The 18,571-nt window shown below is 32.7% G+C and carries 10 protein-coding genes and 1 pseudogene; 3 read left to right on the forward strand and 8 right to left on the reverse strand.

From position 1 onward, the window contains the following. Nucleotides 1-284: 284 nt before the first annotated feature. Complete coding sequence (locus EHE19_RS13765; RefSeq protein ID WP_137696695.1) at nt 285-1,211, forward strand: DMT family transporter; 927 nt, start codon at nt 285-287, stop codon at nt 1,209-1,211. Nucleotides 1,212-1,294: 83 nt separating this feature from the next. Here the strand turns inward: EHE19_RS13765 and EHE19_RS13770 are convergent, their stop codons facing one another. From EHE19_RS13770 to EHE19_RS13780, 3 genes are all read right to left on the reverse strand, one after another. Then, nucleotides 1,295-1,792 (reverse strand): hypothetical protein, encoded by a 498-nt coding sequence (locus tag EHE19_RS13770; RefSeq protein ID WP_425314289.1) that lies wholly within the window; start codon nt 1,790-1,792, stop codon nt 1,295-1,297. A gap of 231 nt (nt 1,793-2,023) precedes the next feature. Further along, nucleotides 2,024-2,683, reverse strand: coding sequence for a DedA family protein (locus tag EHE19_RS13775; RefSeq protein ID WP_137696697.1), 660 nt, complete (start codon nt 2,681-2,683; stop codon nt 2,024-2,026). Between the two features lie 840 nt (nt 2,684-3,523). Next, entirely contained in the window at nt 3,524-8,383 is a 4,860-nt protein-coding gene (locus EHE19_RS13780; protein WP_171003513.1) for an InlB B-repeat-containing protein, read from the reverse strand. A 688-nt stretch (nt 8,384-9,071) separates the two neighbouring features. On the opposite strand from EHE19_RS13780, the gene EHE19_RS13785 reads away from it, so the two are divergent. Both EHE19_RS13785 and nifJ read left to right on the forward strand, forming a co-directional pair. Beyond that, nucleotides 9,072-9,263, forward strand: a complete 192-nt coding sequence (locus tag EHE19_RS13785) for a CDIF630_02480 family spore surface protein (RefSeq protein WP_137696699.1) — start codon at nt 9,072-9,074, stop codon at nt 9,261-9,263. Between the two features lie 68 nt (nt 9,264-9,331). Continuing rightward, the gene (gene nifJ, locus EHE19_RS13790; protein WP_137696700.1) at nt 9,332-12,859 is read left to right on the forward strand and encodes a pyruvate:ferredoxin (flavodoxin) oxidoreductase; all 3,528 of its coding nucleotides are present in this window, start codon (nt 9,332-9,334) and stop codon (nt 12,857-12,859) included. A gap of 743 nt (nt 12,860-13,602) precedes the next feature. Here nifJ and EHE19_RS13795 read toward each other — a convergent pair. From EHE19_RS13795 to EHE19_RS13815, 5 genes and pseudogenes are all read right to left on the reverse strand, one after another. After that, complete coding sequence (locus EHE19_RS13795) at nt 13,603-13,755, reverse strand: hypothetical protein (RefSeq protein WP_171003514.1); 153 nt, start codon at nt 13,753-13,755, stop codon at nt 13,603-13,605. A 174-nt stretch (nt 13,756-13,929) separates the two neighbouring features. Next, a pseudogene (locus tag EHE19_RS13800) lies at nt 13,930-14,130 on the reverse strand (dockerin type I domain-containing protein); the annotation flags it as partial. A 50-nt stretch (nt 14,131-14,180) separates the two neighbouring features. Beyond that, on the reverse strand, nt 14,181-15,743 hold the full coding sequence (locus EHE19_RS13805; RefSeq protein ID WP_137696702.1) for a cellulase family glycosylhydrolase: 1,563 nt from the start codon (nt 15,741-15,743) through the stop codon (nt 14,181-14,183). Nucleotides 15,744-16,391: 648 nt separating this feature from the next. Next, complete coding sequence (locus EHE19_RS13810) at nt 16,392-17,048, reverse strand: RloB domain-containing protein (protein ID WP_137696703.1); 657 nt, start codon at nt 17,046-17,048, stop codon at nt 16,392-16,394. Then, complete coding sequence (locus EHE19_RS13815; RefSeq protein WP_137696704.1) at nt 17,041-18,279, reverse strand: AAA family ATPase; 1,239 nt, start codon at nt 18,277-18,279, stop codon at nt 17,041-17,043. Before EHE19_RS13815 ends, EHE19_RS13810 begins: the two co-directional genes overlap by 8 nt. Nucleotides 18,280-18,571 lie beyond the last annotated feature (292 nt).

Genomic DNA, 18,571 nt, shown 5'->3' on the forward strand with positions numbered 1-18,571 from the left:
TATAGTACATTATATGTAAACCAAATAATTTTTGACTAAACATTCTTTTATCACACCAATTGTATATCTGTAGCAGCAAACACATGGAATAATTTAAAAGATTCAAATTTCAATCCAGCAATACTATATATTTAGTTATGCATCTAAAGAATAGATTTAGCTTTGATCTTCAATTTAATATAGACAGCTTTTGCGCACTTTTTAAGCATATTATGCAAAGAACTTGACCAACTTTCAGAATATACTATACTGTAAGGCAAATAAATATTCGGGCGGGGATGTTTATGAAAATAATCACCAAAGCAAATGCTCAGTTTTTCTTATTGCTAAACGCCTTATTTTGGGGTTCCTCGTACATATGGTCAAAAATGTTATTAAATATACTGCCACCTTTTTTCATCCTATTTATTTGTTCAATATTAGGATTATTAATAACTGTTGTACTTTTCAAAAAACATCTTACAGACTTTAACAAAAGAAATATTACAGTTTGTATATTGATAAGTCTTGTTTCTGTAGCCAGCAACACCTTCTGTATGCTTGCACTGACAAGAACCTCAAGTGCAAACACTGCATTTATAGTACAGCTTTCTATAATAATTACACCAATAATAATGTCTATACTAGACAGAAAAGCTCCCACTCCGAAAATTATAATTTCTGCATTGCTTGCAATGGGAGGTATTTATTTAATTACATGCTACGGAAAAGGTCTACAGATTAATTTAGGAGACATATTTGCTCTTTGCAATGCTGTATGTTTTTCACTGTACATAGCATTGCAGAATAAGTTTTTAAATGAAGTTAATCCAGTACAGTTTACATTTTTTCAGCACGCTACTAATTTCATAGCCTTTTTAGTATTGTCACTTATGTTTGAAAAAAGTTCTATTGCTTTTGGGAATATTTTAAATCCATTGTTCTTTGTACTGATTGGGCTAAATGCTGTAGTGATAATATTTACATCCTTGTTTCAAAGTTCTGCAATAAAGTATATACGTCCTGAAAACGCCACCATTCTTTATTCCTTTGAGCCTGTAACAACTGCAATACTTGGAGCGGCTATTTTAGGTGAAAAATTTACTGGAATACATGCAGTAGTAGGCTGCTTTATCATCCTATTCGCTGCAATAATATCGTCTCTTAAACCCAGACATCTATTCAAAAAACGTATGTATAAATTATTATTTCAGATAAATACAAAAATTTAAAAATATTTAATAACTAAAACACGCATGTTTACAATATCCTAACTAACACTGATATTGCTAAACATGCGTGTTAATATTATTTACTATCTATGTCTTTCACTTTTTTCCTTAAACTTAGGGAAATTATTGCCATCCCAGTTCTCCAACTGTTTATTGAATTCCTGAATAGCCTTATCGCCTTCTTCTTTTGTCATGATTCCCTTTTTTACATTCTGCTCAATATGAGTCTTGAATTTTTGATTGATACGCTCTTTTTTCTGTGGTAATGTAAGACTGTCGAACTCCTTTATTTTTGCTATTCGTTCATCAATTTTTTTAGTTAGTTCCTCAGCCTTTTCCTTTGTTATATTACCTTCTTTCAATTCCTTCTCAATTTCCTTTTTTCTTTCCTCAAGTCTTTTTATTGGATCCTTATCACACTTGTCATGCTTATGATTCCTATTGAAAAAGCCTGCGTCCTGTTCAGTTGCACCTACCTGTTCTCCATTATTGATAGTTTGAACTGCAAATGTACTTGAAGATATTATTGAGAATATAAAAGCGATAGCAATCAGAATCTGTAGTTTTTTCAAAACTATCACCTCCCTTCAACAATATATATCTTTCTCATCTATCGCATAAATATTGTGTGAAAATTATATTTTTATATAACAATGTTTACCAATCTTTAAAGCAAAATATTTTATATAAAATTTCCCAAAAATGATGTTGCTACATCTATAATTTTCAACTATAAAAATGCGATACTTATTTACAACCCCATCTATATTACATATTGAAGGTCACATACAAGACACTTTACACCTTAAGAATTATTTTGTTGAATTACTCATTTTATTTTTCAATAGGGTAATAACTGCTGGCATTAGTGAAATCAGTATTATGACTATCGCAACAATAAAGAAATTGTTTTGAACCCATGGGATTGCACCGAAGAAAAATCCTCCGAATGAAAAAATAGCAACCCAGCCAATTCCGCCAACAACATTATAACTAATAAATTTACTATAATTCATAGAACCCATTCCCGCAACAAATGGAGCAAAGGTTCTGATTATAGGAACAAATCTTGCAATTATAATTGTTTTACCACCATACTTTTCATAAAATTCATGGGTTCTATCAAGATACTCTTTTTTGAAGATTTTTGAGTTCTCATTTTTAAATAATTTAGCACCGAAGAACTTTCCTATTTCATAATTGCACGAATCACCTAGAATTGCAGCTAACATCAGCACAGCAATTATAGCAGGAAAATTTATATCCCCTGCTTTAGCTAAAGCTCCAAGCAAAAATATTAATGAATCTCCTGGAAGAAAAGGTGTAACTACCAAACCCGTCTCACAAAATATTACTAGAAACAAAATCAGATATGTCCAAATACCAAAGTCATTAATAATCTGAGGTAAATGCTCATCCATGTGCAACACTAAATCAATAAATTTAACTGCATATTGTACTAATGTATCCATTACCAAACCCCTTTACTCTTTTGTCTTATTTATTCTATATACTACAATTTAAACTAAAAGTCTCAATTCGTATACCCTTTATTAAAAAGTTAACGATTTTTTAACATACTTTACCTTTAAAGCCCCTATAATAATGATACTTCATTATTTCGAATTTACATTTATTTCCCGTACAAATAAAATCCATACTGAAAATCCATACTGATAATATATTCTTGAATTTGATTAGAAATACTCAATCAGCAAAACAAGCAAAATATTATTTCAATTATTATTTAAATCACCATTTCGTATACATGCCATAAATTATCTCAAAGCTGCCTGTACGCGGAAAAAATATCAAAGTCAGTTTAATATAAGCAATTCAACTTTCCCAGCACAAAATCTATCGGTATTTAAACTTATCAATGGCTTGATGAATAAGGATAAATAACTTTAATCAAAAAAGGTCTGTTTCAAAACAAAAAAATGATATAATAAACAGCGTACTCCTTAAATAGTACTCACACGCAACATAATCTATTGCTTACCCCGAAAATATACGCTGAATTAAATAAGGTGAAAAACAAGCACCTTCGCCAACGGTATTATCAGAGCATCTTGTCCTGATTTATACTCACAGCTGCTTTCTTTAGCTGTGTCGGCTGCATACTTATTCTTCACCTAATACTTCTAGTATCAATTTCTAACCGTTCTTCACATTAGATATATTGCTGCTTACTATTTATTTCAATAAGACATCAGTTTACAGAAAATTTTTCAACTACCCCTCTAAAGCTTTTAAACATGAACATTAAATTTCAATAAGCCCTAAGTCAGCTAGAATACAAAAGCAAAATATCAAATCAACTCTGATTTCATGAGCAAATTCCTAACAATAACTGCAGTTTCTGCTCTTGTCATATTGCCATCAGGAGCTATCCTGTGACCATTTCTTCCAGATACTATTCCTGCTTTAACACATGCAGCAATACTTTCTTTTGCCCAATAAGAAGCCTGTTCTATATCTCCAAATGATTTAAGAATATCCTCAACTTCACCAAGCGAAAACTGAACGTTCAGACCGGTTATTTTCATTGCTTTTGCAATAATAGTCATTGCTTCTTCACGTGTAATTCTATTATTGGGTCTAAATTCTCTATTATTGTAGCCTGATATCAAGCCATATTCACTGGCAATTGCTACTGAATTATAGTACCATGCAGATTTATCTACGTCCTCAAAGCTGGACTTAAAGGTTCCGATTCTCATTAACCCCAACCCTTTTACTATAATTTCAGCAAATTCAGCTCTAGTTATGTAATTGTCCGGCTGAAAAATCTCATTTCCAACACCGCTTATAACAAGTCTTGACCCCATATCGTTGACAGCAGCTTTTGACCAATGCCCTTCAACATCGTTAAACCTTTTAGGACTCCAAATAACGGAGTAAACACTATTGGTTAAGCTATTAATCTTTGCATAATATTTACCGTCTATTTCTTCTATAGCAGTTGGTACATGTGATAAAGTACCATTATCGTTTAATACTATTCCTGTTGTTATTTTGCCAGAATCAGCGCTGTTTGGTATAGCAATTGTTCTTTTAACATACTTATTAAATTTTGATACATCTACTACTTTATTGCCATTAGTACAGGTTATAGAAAACTCTACAGGCTTAGTTATAACCTCATAATTATTCTTTTGGGCAGCAGATCTAATTAAATTTTGTATGTCTGTTGATACATCACTAATTTTAATAATTACATTAATATCCTTCAGTTCTATCTTTTGACCAATTTCTTCTCTAACCCTTCCAATATTTACTTGATTAGCAGGCAAAGTATATGTAATTTCTCCTGCCACAATTTCAAAAACAGCTCCTTTATCTTCCATATTTTTTACTGTTTGCCCATTTAACTCAGTTATCTTTATTTGGGAAACAGTATTAATAGGAATGATAGCTTTCGGATACATTCCAATTTGTTCAATTTTTTCAGATAATTTTTTGTCATCAACTATTATTCTAGTAATTTCCTTACCATCCACATTCTCAGTTACACTTTTTGCTATATACTCAGTTTTTCCGTTAACAATTATAGGAGCATTATTATCATTTTGAGTAACAACACTTGGAACAAACACACTACCGCTGCTACGTACTTTCCATTTTGCATATAGTATTATATCTTCAGTAACCTTATCCGTAGCAAAATCCCATGAAACAGTTAATGCAGAATTCTTATACCAGCCTTCAAAATCATATCCTTCTTTAGTAGGCTTAGGAGGCTCTGTAATTGTACTTCCAACAATAACATCTTTTATGGCAGCCACTTTGCTTCCTCCGTTGCTGTCAAACATAACTGTGCAAGTTGATAATGGTTCCTTTTCAGTCCACTTTGCATATAGTATAATATTTTCGTTAACCACATCTATATCAAAATCCCATGCATTTATATATTCAGCTTCTTTATACCAGCCTGCAAAAGTATACCCTTCTTTAGTAGGCTCTAAAGGTACTGTTATAGCACTTCCCGATGTGACATTTATGTCTGGAACAATACTTCCTCCAGTGGAATTAAATTTTACTATAAATACCGAAGGCTGTGGAGTAATTGCTGTCCATTTCGCGTACAATATAGTGTCTTCAGTAACTGTATCAGCTGTAAAATCCCATAAATCAGTTAACGCAGAATTTTTATACCAGCCTTCAAAAATATAACCCTCTTTGGTAGGTTCTAATGGCTCTGTAATTGTGCTTCCTTCAATAATGCCCTTAATGGCAGACACCTTACTTCCGCCGTTACTGTCAAACACTACTACAAAAGTTGGCTCTGCTGACTCTTTTATAACCCATTTTGCATATAATATCATGTCTTCGTTAACTGTATCAGTTGCAAAATCCCACAAATCAGTTAATGCAGAATTCGTATACCAACCTTTGAAATCATATCCTGTCTTAGTTGGCTCCGCAGGTTCTGTAATTTTGCTTCCTTCAATTACATCCTTAATGGCAGACACCTTGCTTCCGCCATTACTATCAAACATTACCACGAAAGTTGTCCCTACTGGTTCTTTAGCTGTCCATTTTGCATATAGTATTATATTTTGTGTAACCGTATCAGTTGCAAAATCCCATTCATTTATGCATTCTGATTCTTTATACCAGCCTCCAAATTCAAATCCCGCCTTAATTGGGTTCTCAGGCTGGGTTATTTTACTTCCTGATGCAATATTAGCGATAGCTGGAACAACACTTCCACCATCTACATTAAATGTTACTGTATATACAGTGGGTAGCGGAGTGCTATTCACCCACTTTGCATATAATATTATGTTTTGCGTAACTGTATCAGTTTCAAAATCCCATTCATTTATGCATTCTGCTTCTTTATACCAGCCTCCAAATTCAAATTCCGCCTTAATTGGGTTCTCAGGCTGGGTTATTTTACTTCCTGATGCAATATTTACGATAGCTGGCACTGCACTTCCACCATCTACATTAAATGTTACTGTATATACAGTGGGCAGCGGAGTGCTATTCACCCACTTTGCATATAATATTATGTTTTGCGTAACTGTATCAGTTTCAAAATCCCATTCATTTATGCATTCTGCTTCTTTATACCAGCCTCCAAATTCAAATCCCGCCTTAATTGGGTTCTCTGGTTGAGTTATTTTACTTCCGTAATCAACAACTTGGCTTATAATATCGCTTCCACCCTGAGAATCAAATACAATATTCTGAGAAAAATTTGCCTTCAGATCATAACTATTACCAGATACCAAATTGTAAGTTAAACTATCTGATACTTTAGTGCCTGCTTGTGTCCAGCTGTCAAATATACTTCCCGAATGAGGAACGGCTACAACATAAAATTGAAATACTGAGTTTCTCGATAGTTCAACATATCCGTTTCCATTAGCAGCTATATCAATACTTTTATTAGACACATTAACTTTTATATCTTTTAAATAATTATCATTACACTTTAAGTAATCTAAGCCCTTACTCTTGCTTAAATCCAGTGAAGTTAATTTATTAGTATAGCACCAAACTGTTTTCAAATTAGTATTTTGAGAAATATTTAAAGAAGTAATATTATTTGAATGGCACCATAATTCCGTCAGCAGTTCATTGTTGCTCACATCAAGTTCAGTTAAGTTATTAAACTGACAATGTATTGTTGTCAAAGCGGTATTATTGCTCACATCAAGTTCAGTTAGTTGGTTTGAACTGCAATCTATATTAGTTAACAGCATATTATTGCTTAGATTAAGCTCTGTGATTTGATTTGAATAGCATACCAGCTGAGTCAATGCTATATTTTTATCAACTGAAAGTTCACTCAGTTTATTTGAATAGCATCTCAAATTTACCAATTCTATATTTTTACTGACATCTAATGCCGTTAATTGATTCCCGTAACAAAATAATTCTTTTAATTCTGTATTATTGCTTACGTCTAACTGGCTCAGCTTATTTTCTTGACAATACAAATAAACTAAGCTGGTATTGGCACTCAAATCCAAAGAACCTATCTGATTTGAATAGCAAGCCAAAGAAGTAAGCAAGACATTTTTACTTACATCCAAATTGGTAAGTTTATTTGTATCGCAAACAAGCTTAGTCAGTGCAACATTGTTTTGTAAATTTAATTCTGTCAGTTGATTAGAGTAGCATCTTAAATCATTCAGTTTCGTATTTTGACTTACATCTAAGGTTGTCAATTTATTTGTATCACATTGTAGATATGTTAATTCCGTATTCTTACTTACATCTAGTTCAGTAAGCTTGTTTAAATCACATCTTAACGAAGTCAATTTTGTATTATAACTCACATCAAGTTCCCCTAGAGGATTATTATTACATGATAATGTGGTTAAATTAACATTCTTGCTTAAATCTAAATGTGATATTTCATTTGTATAGCAGTGTAATGCAAGCAAATTTGTATTTGAACTTACATCTAGTGCACTTATTTTATTAGAATAGCAAGCTAAATAAGTAAGTGCAGTATTCTTACTTACATCTAAAGCAGTTAGTTTATTAGATTCACAGGCAAACTTACTAAGTAAAGTATTTGAACTTACATCAATTGAAGTTAAAAGATTTGAATAACAATAGAATTCATTCAATAACGCACAGGCACTGACATTTATCTCAGTTAATTTATTTGAATAGCAATACAAATACAATAGTGAGGTATTTGCACTTAAATCCAAGGTACTTAAATTATTTGTATGACAGTATAGTGTATCTAATTTTAGATTTGTACTTAAATCTAAAGATGTCAATTTATTTGTATTACAGCGAATGGAGGTCAATTTTGTATTACCAGTTACATTTAGCGAAGTCAGTGAATTTGAATCACAGACCAGCATTGTCAATGATTCACAACCGCTTATATCCAAGTCACCAGACAGTGATTTTTTGCTCCAAGATATTGATTTAACGCGTTTTATAGCATCCTCAGTCCAAACAATTCCAGACCATGTTGCAGGATCATTCTCATCATATGCTGTATTTATCATCTTTCCATTAGTTTTTCCTGCTACTGCAGAATTCAAATTTAAGAAAGTTTGCAGTTTAGTAAAATCATTTCCATTATATGTAACACTACCAACAGTAATATCTGCTGCAAATGCATCGTTAGTGTAAAAAAACATTATCGCTAAAAAAGTAAAAAAAATAATTTTCAATATTCTAAATTGCATATAATCACCCATAAATTCTATATAATTCATCCACTTCAGTACTCAAACATAGTATCACATGTACGTTTTTATAATTTTACGTTGCATATTAATAATTGTATTTTAATAGTTGAAACTTATCAGATTTTCTAATATATTACGAATATATTATATATATTACTTCTTTTTTCACCAAAATACAACTTTATAGTATAAAACAAGCAAATTAATACTATCCAATACCTAAAAGTATCAATGATTTTTTGAATTTGAGGTTTCTCCCACTAAAATGGTCAAAATTTTACTTTTTTCTATGCCGCATTAGAATGCATAAGAATAGAAAAAAATTCCTGTTTAACTCTTGTCAGATATCAAATTCAAAACTAAGCTGCATTTAAAATGTCATAAATTTCAACCCTCCTTGTAAAATATCACCACAGACTTGAACAGTAATTGACTTTAGACATAAATATATGGTTCATTGTCTATGAAATTTACGCGCTTAATCAAATCTATTATTTTTATGATTTTTAAAATACATCTAAAAAGTTCCATATAATATTTCCACAAATACAAACTTTGAAACAAAAAAATTATATGTTTAATAAAATAACAGAATAAATATTTAAAAATAACAAATATTATTTACACTATGTGTTTTTACAAATATTAATTATTTTAAAAAATTTTAACCTTTGGAGGTAATAAAATGACAAAAAAAAATAATCAATTAGACGGTAGCAACAACAAACGTCTATCATCCTCAAAGCCTACAGACAATGAAGGAACTGCTGCATGGGCAAATGAAAAAAACAAGCAAAAAAATTCTAATGTTTCCATTCCTTCCGTAGACAATGTTATAAACGCAAAAGAATGGGTAGATAATGGTAGTAAGCTTTAAAAAATGTTAATGTACGTAAGTACCAAATTCAAGTTGCGTTTTATTATTATTGAAAAGGTGGTTAGTATATGTCAAAAATTAAAATGACGGTGGATGGTAATAACGCCGCTGCATATGTAGCTTATGCATTTACAGATGTGGCTGCAATTTATCCTATTACCCCATCCTCGACAATGGCTGAATATGTTGATGAATGGGCAGCAAAAGGTAAAAAGAATATTTTCGGACAAAAGGTTAGTGTTGTCGAAATGGAATCAGAGGCAGGTGCAGCTGGTGCTGTACACGGTTCTCTGCAAGCAGGAGCATTGACAACGACCTTCACTGCATCTCAAGGTCTTCTGCTAATGATTCCAAATATGTATAAAATAGCGGGCGAACTACTGCCAGGTGTTTTCCATGTAAGTGCAAGAGCAATTGCTGCTTCCTCTTTAAGTATATTTGGAGATCATCAGGATGTCATGGCTACAAGACAAACGGGATTTGCAATGCTTGCAACAGGCTCAGTTCAAGAAATAATGGATTTAGCACCAGTAGCACACTTGGCAGCAATTAAAGGAAGATTGCCATTTTTGCATTTTTTTGATGGCTTTAGAACATCCCATGAGATCCAAAAAGTAGAAGCCTTAGAATATAGTGATTTGGCAAGCTTACTTGACAAAGAAGCTTTAAATGACTTCCGAAACAACGCACTTTCTCCTAATCATCCTGTTACAAGAGGAACTGCTCAAAACCCTGATATTTATTTTCAAACTCGTGAATCATCAAATAAGTATTATGACGGCATTGTCGGCATAGTTCAAGATTATATGCAACAAATGAGCAAGCTGACAGGAAGACAGTATGATTTGTTTGATTACTATGGTTCTCCTGATGCAGAACATATTATTATCGCTATGGGTTCTATAACACCTGTTATTGAAGAAACTATAGATTATTTAAATGCAGCAGGAGAAAAATATGGTCTTGTGAAAGTTCATCTTTACAGACCTTTCTCAGTAAAGCATTTACTTAACACAATACCAAAAACCGTAAAAAAGATAGCTGTTTTAGATAGAACAAAGGAACCAGGCAGTTTAGGTGAACCTTTATATCTTGATGTAAAAGCAGCATTATACGAAATGGAAAATGCACCTCTAGTTGTGGGCGGACGCTATGGTCTTGGTTCAAAGGATACTACTCCTTCTGAAATCAAAGCCGTTTTTGACAATCTTAAGTTGCAAAATCCTAAAAATGGCTTTACAATCGGAATTAATGATGATGTTACTCATACATCATTACCAGTAACTCAAAAAATTACTGCAGGCAGCAAGTCCACAATCAGATGTAAATTCTGGGGACTTGGTTCAGATGGTACTGTTGGAGCAAATAAGCAGGCTATCAAAATAATAGGTGACCACACAAATAAATATGCTCAGGGCTATTTCTCATATGATTCTAAAAAATCAGGAGGTGTTACAGTCTCCCACTTAAGATTCGGAGATGAACCTATTAAATCAGCATATCTAATTGATGAAGCTGATTATATAGCATGTCACAATCAATCATATGTTTATCAATATGATTTGCTTAAAGGACTAAAATCAGGCGGAACCTTTGTTTTGAACTGTTTATGGGCTGAAAACGAAATTGAGCAGCATTTCCCTGCAAAACTTAAAAGAGAAATTGCTCAAAATAATATTAGTTTCTATACTGTTAATGCAACTAAAATTGCCGAAACTATAGGTCTTGGAAATAGAATTAATATGATAATGCAGGCTGCCTTCTTTAAACTTACAAACATTATTCCAATTGATGAAGCTGTTAAGTATCTGAAGGAAGCTGTTGTTAAAGCTTATGGCAAAAAAGGCGAAAACATTGTTAACACAAACTATCAGGCAATTGATAAAGGAATTGAAGCTGTTGTTAAAATCAATGTTCCCGAGAGTTGGAAAACTGCAGTAGAAGAACCTATACCTGACATTGACGAACCAGACTTTATTAAAAATATCTTAAGACCAATGAATGCAATGAACGGTGATGATTTGCCTGTAAGTGCATTTAACGGTTATGAAGATGGAACTTTCCCAAATGGAACCTCTGCTTATGAAAAACGTGGTATAGCTGTTAATGTTCCCGAATGGATTTCTGACAACTGTATCCAATGTAACATTTGTTCTTTGGTCTGTCCTCATGCTGTTATCAGACCTGTACTTGCAACTAAAGAGGAATTAGCAAATGCACCAGCTACCTTTGTTACCAAGCAGGCAGTTGGAAAAGGATTAGAAGATTTGCAGTTTAGGATTCAGGTAAGTACTATGGATTGTACAGGTTGCGGAAACTGTGCAGATGTTTGTCCTGCAAAGGAAAAAGCTTTGGTTATGAAAAAGCTTGATACACAGACTGAAAAAGAAATTCCTAATTATAAGTTTGCATCAACAAGCATTTCCTATAAGGGTGACAGATTTGGAACTAAAACTGTTAAAGATACTCAGTTCAAGGAACCATTAATTGAATTCTCAGGAGCATGTGCTGGTTGTGGCGAAACTGCTTATATTAAATTGGCAACCCAGCTATTCGGGGATCGTATGATGATTGCCAATGCAACAGGTTGTTCCTCAATATGGGGAGCATCAGCTCCAACTACTGCATATACAGTTAATCACGAAGGAAAAGGACCTTCCTGGGCTAATTCCCTCTTCGAAGATAATGCTGAATACGGATTTGGTATGTATCTAGGAGTTAAGCAGCTTCGTGAAAGAATAGCTGATATAGCCAACGAGTTGATATCACTTAATGTTGATGAAAAACTAAAAACAGCATTATCACAATGGCTTGAAAACAAAGAAGAAGGTGAGGGCTCAAAAACTGCCAGTGCAAATCTCTTAAATGTTCTAAATAGCTATTCACCTTCTGACGATCAGCAGAAGAAGCTTATTGCAGAAATTTTTGAAAAGCAGGATTATCTCATTAAGCGTTCACAATGGATTCTTGGTGGTGACGGTTGGGCTTATGACATTGGTTTTGGCGGACTTGACCATGTTCTTGCCTTAGGAGAAGATGTTAATGTATTGGTATTTGATACTGAAATTTATTCTAATACAGGAGGACAATCCTCAAAATCAACTCCTACTTCTGCTATAGCAAAATTTGCTGCTTCCGGTAAAAAAGCAGGCAAGAAAGACCTTGCTGCTCAAATGATGACTTATGGAAATGTATATGTTGCTCAGATAAGTCTTGGTGCAGACAGAGCCCAAACTCTCAAAGCCATTACTGAAGCCGAGGCATATAAAGGCCCTTCAATTATCATTGCATATGCACCTTGTATTAATCATGGTCTCAAGCAAGGTATGGGAAGAAGTGTTGCAAATGAGCAGTATGCAGTAGAATCAGGTTACTGGCATCTGTTCAGATACAATCCTGAACTAAAGGCTCAAGGCAAAAATCCATTTATTTTGGATTCAAAGCCTCCAAAATTAAGCTTCAGAGACTTTATAATGGATCAGGTAAGATTCTCTTCTCTTGCAAAGCAGTTCCCTGAGGAGGCTGAAGTTCTATTTAGCACTCTTGAAAATCAGGCAACTGAGAAGTATGAGAGATTGAAGAAGATGGCGGAGTAAAGGCTCAACCATGCAGACAAATGATGAACACAACTTTCTCATATGAAAGTTTGTAGGTGTTTTAAAATCTAAAACCAAACTGACTAATTAAATAAGACCTGTGCTACAGTTTTTGATATATATTAGTTGTAGTGCAGGTTTTTATTTTTTGAATAAATTCACTATAAAATTATGTGTGAAATAAATTGGGTGTATTTCGCAGTAAACCCTTTACCTGTCGCAGCAGCAGTATATGTATCCCCTGAGAATACTTAACGAAATCATTTGAAATTTATATTCGCTCATTACAGATTTTTCACCACCGCGTAAACTCGCCTTCCGTGGCTCGGTTTGACGCTCAAAATGGCTTCCTGCCATTTTGACGGTGAAAATTCTGTTCTATCGCAAGCAAATTTATCAAATAATTTCTATCAAATAATTTTTATCAAATAATTTCTATGCGTATTTCATTTGATACATATACTGCTCTGCTGGGATTGGTGAGTGCTAACTGCGAAATGTGAATTCATATATGGAAAACTCAAGCACAAATTTCATAAAAAGCATTATAGCGTAAATCTTCATATCATATACTTTTGACAAATATTAACTCTTATAGTATTATTTTAACATTGTACATGAAATTATAATCAACGGAGGTGTATTAATATTTTTAAATTAGGCATTCAGTTTTTATTTGGTACCTTTACACATTTATTATTAATTTCTATTTGGAATGAATTTATTTGGAATTATAATGGATGCTATGGATCAGCACCACTTTCAAATATCTCTGCGCTAAACTGGATAATAATTAGCATTGAATTAATTGTTTCTTTATCACTTATTTCAAAGGGATCAAATAAAAATAAAAGCAGTGAATAATCAACCTGTGTAATTGATACATAACCAGTCAATCATATCCATCATATTAATGAAACTTATATAGTATCCCCTCTAGCTGAAAATTATTATGCCACAGTGCATGATATAGTTCAAAAGCCGTAAACATTTCCAGTTTACGGCTTTTGGTTTAGGAATTTTGGTTACATATAGGTTTATTGCTATTTATATGAGTAACATATAATTTTCTATTTCCCCACAACAGGAAAATCCTCATATGTCGCCATACCTAATAAATATTTCTTGATAAAGCTTAAATCCAATGCTGTGATGCTCTTGTCACCGTCTACATCAGCGGCTGTAAATTTATCTCCTGTGAGTATTTCTATTCCTAGCAAATGCTTTTTAACAGTGGCAAAATCCAGTGCAGTTATGCTTCCATCTTGGTCTACATCACCGTATTTAACATCCTGTTGAGGATCGGTAACGCTGCCAGCGGTTAAAGAGCCATTAACTTTAAATGATGTAGGTCTTCGCCACTTCCGGAAACATTAAAGCCTAATGTGGTGGTTCCCCCATTTGCAGTTATTCTGCCGTTATAATCTGCATTTGTTATAACTACATAGGAACCGCTCTGAGTAAACTTTCCGCCCCAAATGCTGGTTATTTTCTGATCTCCCGGGAAATTAAATTCAAGTGTCCACGAGTCAATATGTAGTCTAAGCTTACTTTCAATAGTTATATTTACAGTACCGCTCTCACTTCTGTCGTAAGTAACTACAAAGCTGCCGTCTGGTATAGGTGTGGGTTCTACAACAATAGGCTCCACATTAGGGTCATAATCAGGTGTTGTTTCATTTGCTTCCATTATGGCATCAATAATTCCCTGCTGAGTAACAGCACCTGTATATCTGTCAAATATTCCAAAACCTGCGCTTCCGTTATAGCCGTTATCCCAGTATACAGGAACACCTCCGTATTTCTTTACCTTTGAGCATAATGCTTTTGCAAATATCTGACGATAGGTATTGTTATCTGGGTCAGACCTTGTTTTGTCTATTGAGCCATATTCTCCTACTATAAATGGATAGCCCTGCTTTACAAATTTATTGTACATTGTGTTAAACTGGGACTCCATATAGTCTTCCTGCCCCCATGTGACAGTCCTGTCAGGTACAGTTGCTGTAGCTCCCCACTGGGTTATGTCCGACTCAGCACCGCAAAAATCCCAAGGCGTATAATAATGTACAGATATCGCTATTCTTTTTTCCGAAGCTGGAATTGAAGCCGATCTGTAATTATCAGTTGGAATTTTAAAGCCGAAATCACCAGTTGTATAATAAATATCGGTATTCCAGCCTGGTATCAGCAGCCATCTGGCACTGTTGTTTCCTCCTGTTTTTCTTACTGTATCTACAAATATCTGGTTATAGACATTTAAATTTGCATAGTCAGCTGGCTTAGGGTCGTCCCAATCCCCGTCAAATTCTTCATTCATTGATTCAAAAATCAAATGCTCATCGTAGTTTATAAATTTATTAGCTATTTGCTGCCAAACCTTTTCATATTTTTCTCTAATTGTCTCTTGATCCACTGCATCAACTATTAGCCATGAACCAACCACCGTTTTGTAGCCGTCACCATGCATATTTATGATAACGTACATATCCTGACTTATTGCGTAGTCAACAACTTCCTTGACTCTGTTAAGCCATGCTGCTTCAATAGTGTAATTAGGTCCGCTGCCTATTTTGTTTAGGTAGGAAACCGGAATACGAATTGTATTAAAGCCTGCATTTTTAACCTTTGTAATTAAATCTTTTGTTATAGTAGGATTATTCCAGCTTGTCTCAGATGGATTACCATTGACGGACGCTTCAAGGGAATTACCCAAATTCCAGCCAGTTCCCATTTCTGAAAGAAGCTGTGCGTAGTTTAACTGTTTGAAATCAGGTGTTAGTTCTGATGCTGCCGAAACATTTAAACCAATTGAAAAAATTGAAATAACAAATAAAAAAGTCACCATTTGCAGAAAAACTCTAAATCTCTTACTTTTGAACATTACATACACCTCCATTTTAATACTTTTCAATCCATTTTTTACCGCAAAAATGATACCATTTAACATGGCTTCACCTCTCGGCTTTGTTTAACATTTGCAGTTAATCCCCTTATCTGCACAAAGTCAATTACTATTCTATTAAACCTTTATAAGTCAAAAACATATTTAAACCAAAACTTCATTAAACTAACAACTAGCCTAAATACCTATAACAAATGGACGAAGACTTTACACATAATTGATTTTAATCAACTATTATCAACTGAAAAACCCAAATGCTATCGGGTCATAGTTTGGGTTTAAGGATTTAACTGTATTTGACTTTTGTAATGACTTGTGCTTATAAATAACATGTACTATAGAAAAGTATAGATTTAAACAAAAAAGAATTCTACATCAAATATTCTAAGACACTTACCCCAATAATTTGACATAGAACCAGAATTCTACATACTCTATAATTGTACAAAGAACCAATCACTATTTAAAGCAATCGGCCTTCAAAAATTCAGTTTACAGTTCTCCCCACTATTGACATAGAACCTTTATTACATATCAAAAGAGCCTCTGCACAATCACCTTAGTAGATAGTTACGCAAAGACTCTTTTTATATTTAAAGTCCAATTAATAATAGAATATTATTAAACTTACACTTTTTCCACTCCTATAATGTCAAATAGTTCATACAAATTGGAATGAAAATAGCATAAAGCATCCTCACATATGTTCGTCTTCTTTATTTTAATAAGTTTATCTAACTTCTTATTATCTATAATATATTCATTAGATATGTATGGTTTTTTTGACCTAATTTTATTAATTGCATTTTTATACGATCTTGAATTGCTATTAAGAAAATCATATATTTTTTCATCGGCTTTAAAATCTTCAAGACTTTTATATTTAAAGTTTCTAGTAATATATGCCGTAGTGTCGGAATCTTTATAATTTTTACAATGGGAGCAGGCAAAATACTCAAAATCTCTATTTGATGCTACTAAAAAATATGGTATCCTACCATTTTTATTTTTTCTTTTACAATACATAACAAGTTCTTCAAATGGCTTCTTTTGATTAGGTTCGCATATATATTTATCAAGATCAATAACTACAAATACAGCTAAAAATCCTAAATCTGATGATTTTTTAATTTCTTCTAAAAAACTTGTATATCCTCCACCTTCCATATTTATTTCTTTGTAAGTTATTTCAACATTGTTGTTCTTACGAAGCTTCTTAAAATAGTACTCTTCCGTATATCCCTCAACAAACAATTTTAGTTTCAGTTTACCTTCTCTATTCATTAGGAACACCTCCGAGTATTCCTTTTAAATACAAATCATAAACATCTGCTTTTTCATATCTATAATCCTTGAAGTCTGCTAATGAATATAATTCAGATGAAAGAGACTCGCTATTCTTAGTTATAAAATTTAATTGTTCCTTCATGTAGTTGTTGGTATTAAGATGCAACACATTATGTGTTGAAAAAATAAATTGTCCCTTATGTTTTGTTCCCTGTATTAAAGTAATTATTTTTTCTGATAAAATTGCATTAAGTACACTATCCATTTCGTCTGCAAAAAGAACAGCATTTTTATTTATTACTTTCCAAATTTGAATAGACCATGCAAAAAATGACCTTGTTCCTGATGAATCTTTGTTTAGTTCAATTCTGAATTCATTATTATCTGCTGTTTTTCGTACTATAATTGTTTTGTCAAAAGGCTTTTCCTCATCAACTTCAATCGCAGTTATGCTAGAGTCAACTAACCTAAATATTTCTAAAAATTCATCTGTTTTTATTATTGCAAGATCTTCTTCATCTTTTTGTAACTTTTTATAAATATTTAATGAATAATCCTTTGGCAAATCAAGAATCAATGTGTTGTTAATCCAACTAACCATTGGTTTTACAATATTTACACCCACTAATGCCAGGTAATTTAACGTTAATCCTGCCACATCGAATCTTTTATCATAATTTGATTCAATTACACTCATTAGTTCTTTGCTAACATATTTATCTTCAATATCTATGTCATAAGATATCTTTAGTGTTGTAGTTTTAATATCATCTCTATTTTTGCAATCCTCACATTTTATTCTTTTCGTACAAAATATCTGCTTATTAGAGCTTTCTTCCTGTTTAGAATTTCTAATATATAATCTCTCTAAAACCAAAGATTTAGCATCAATTTCTAACTGGTAAGTATATATCATATCATTATCAGCAAGCACAGTAAGTTCAAAGAATTGAGAATCCTCAACATTATAATTATGAGATAATGACTTAAGCATTATTTGATTACTTTCTAATTTAAATAAATACTTTAAATAATCTAAACTTTGCATAAAACAGGTTTTACCACCTGCATTTTCTCCAACAATTACTGCAGTCTTTAATATCTTCAATTTTGGATTTATACAAACAACATTATCCTCAAAACGGCTCATTACCTTTCCTGGCTTCATTGAAAAAACTACTTCATCCTTAAATGAGCAAAAATTTCTTACCTTATATTTTAATAGCATTCACTTATCCTCCTATAAATACAATCATAGCACTAATATCAATCATAAACAATATATATGTTTATATTTTAAAAGGTATTATTGATTTTATATAATTTTGTACATAATAAACATATTTTATGTTTATTGTGTACAAAATTATATAAAAATATACCTACCTTAAACCAAACACAACAAAACCCCCACGCAACTACCTTACTAGATAGTTGAATGGGGGCTTTATTATTGTCCGATGTCTATGATTATTAGAACCAAAAGCATCCTACAATCACAGACCATTTTTATAATATAT

Source organism: Ruminiclostridium herbifermentans, from assembly GCF_005473905.2.
Classification (GTDB): domain Bacteria; phylum Bacillota; class Clostridia; order Acetivibrionales; family DSM-1351; genus Ruminiclostridium; species Ruminiclostridium herbifermentans.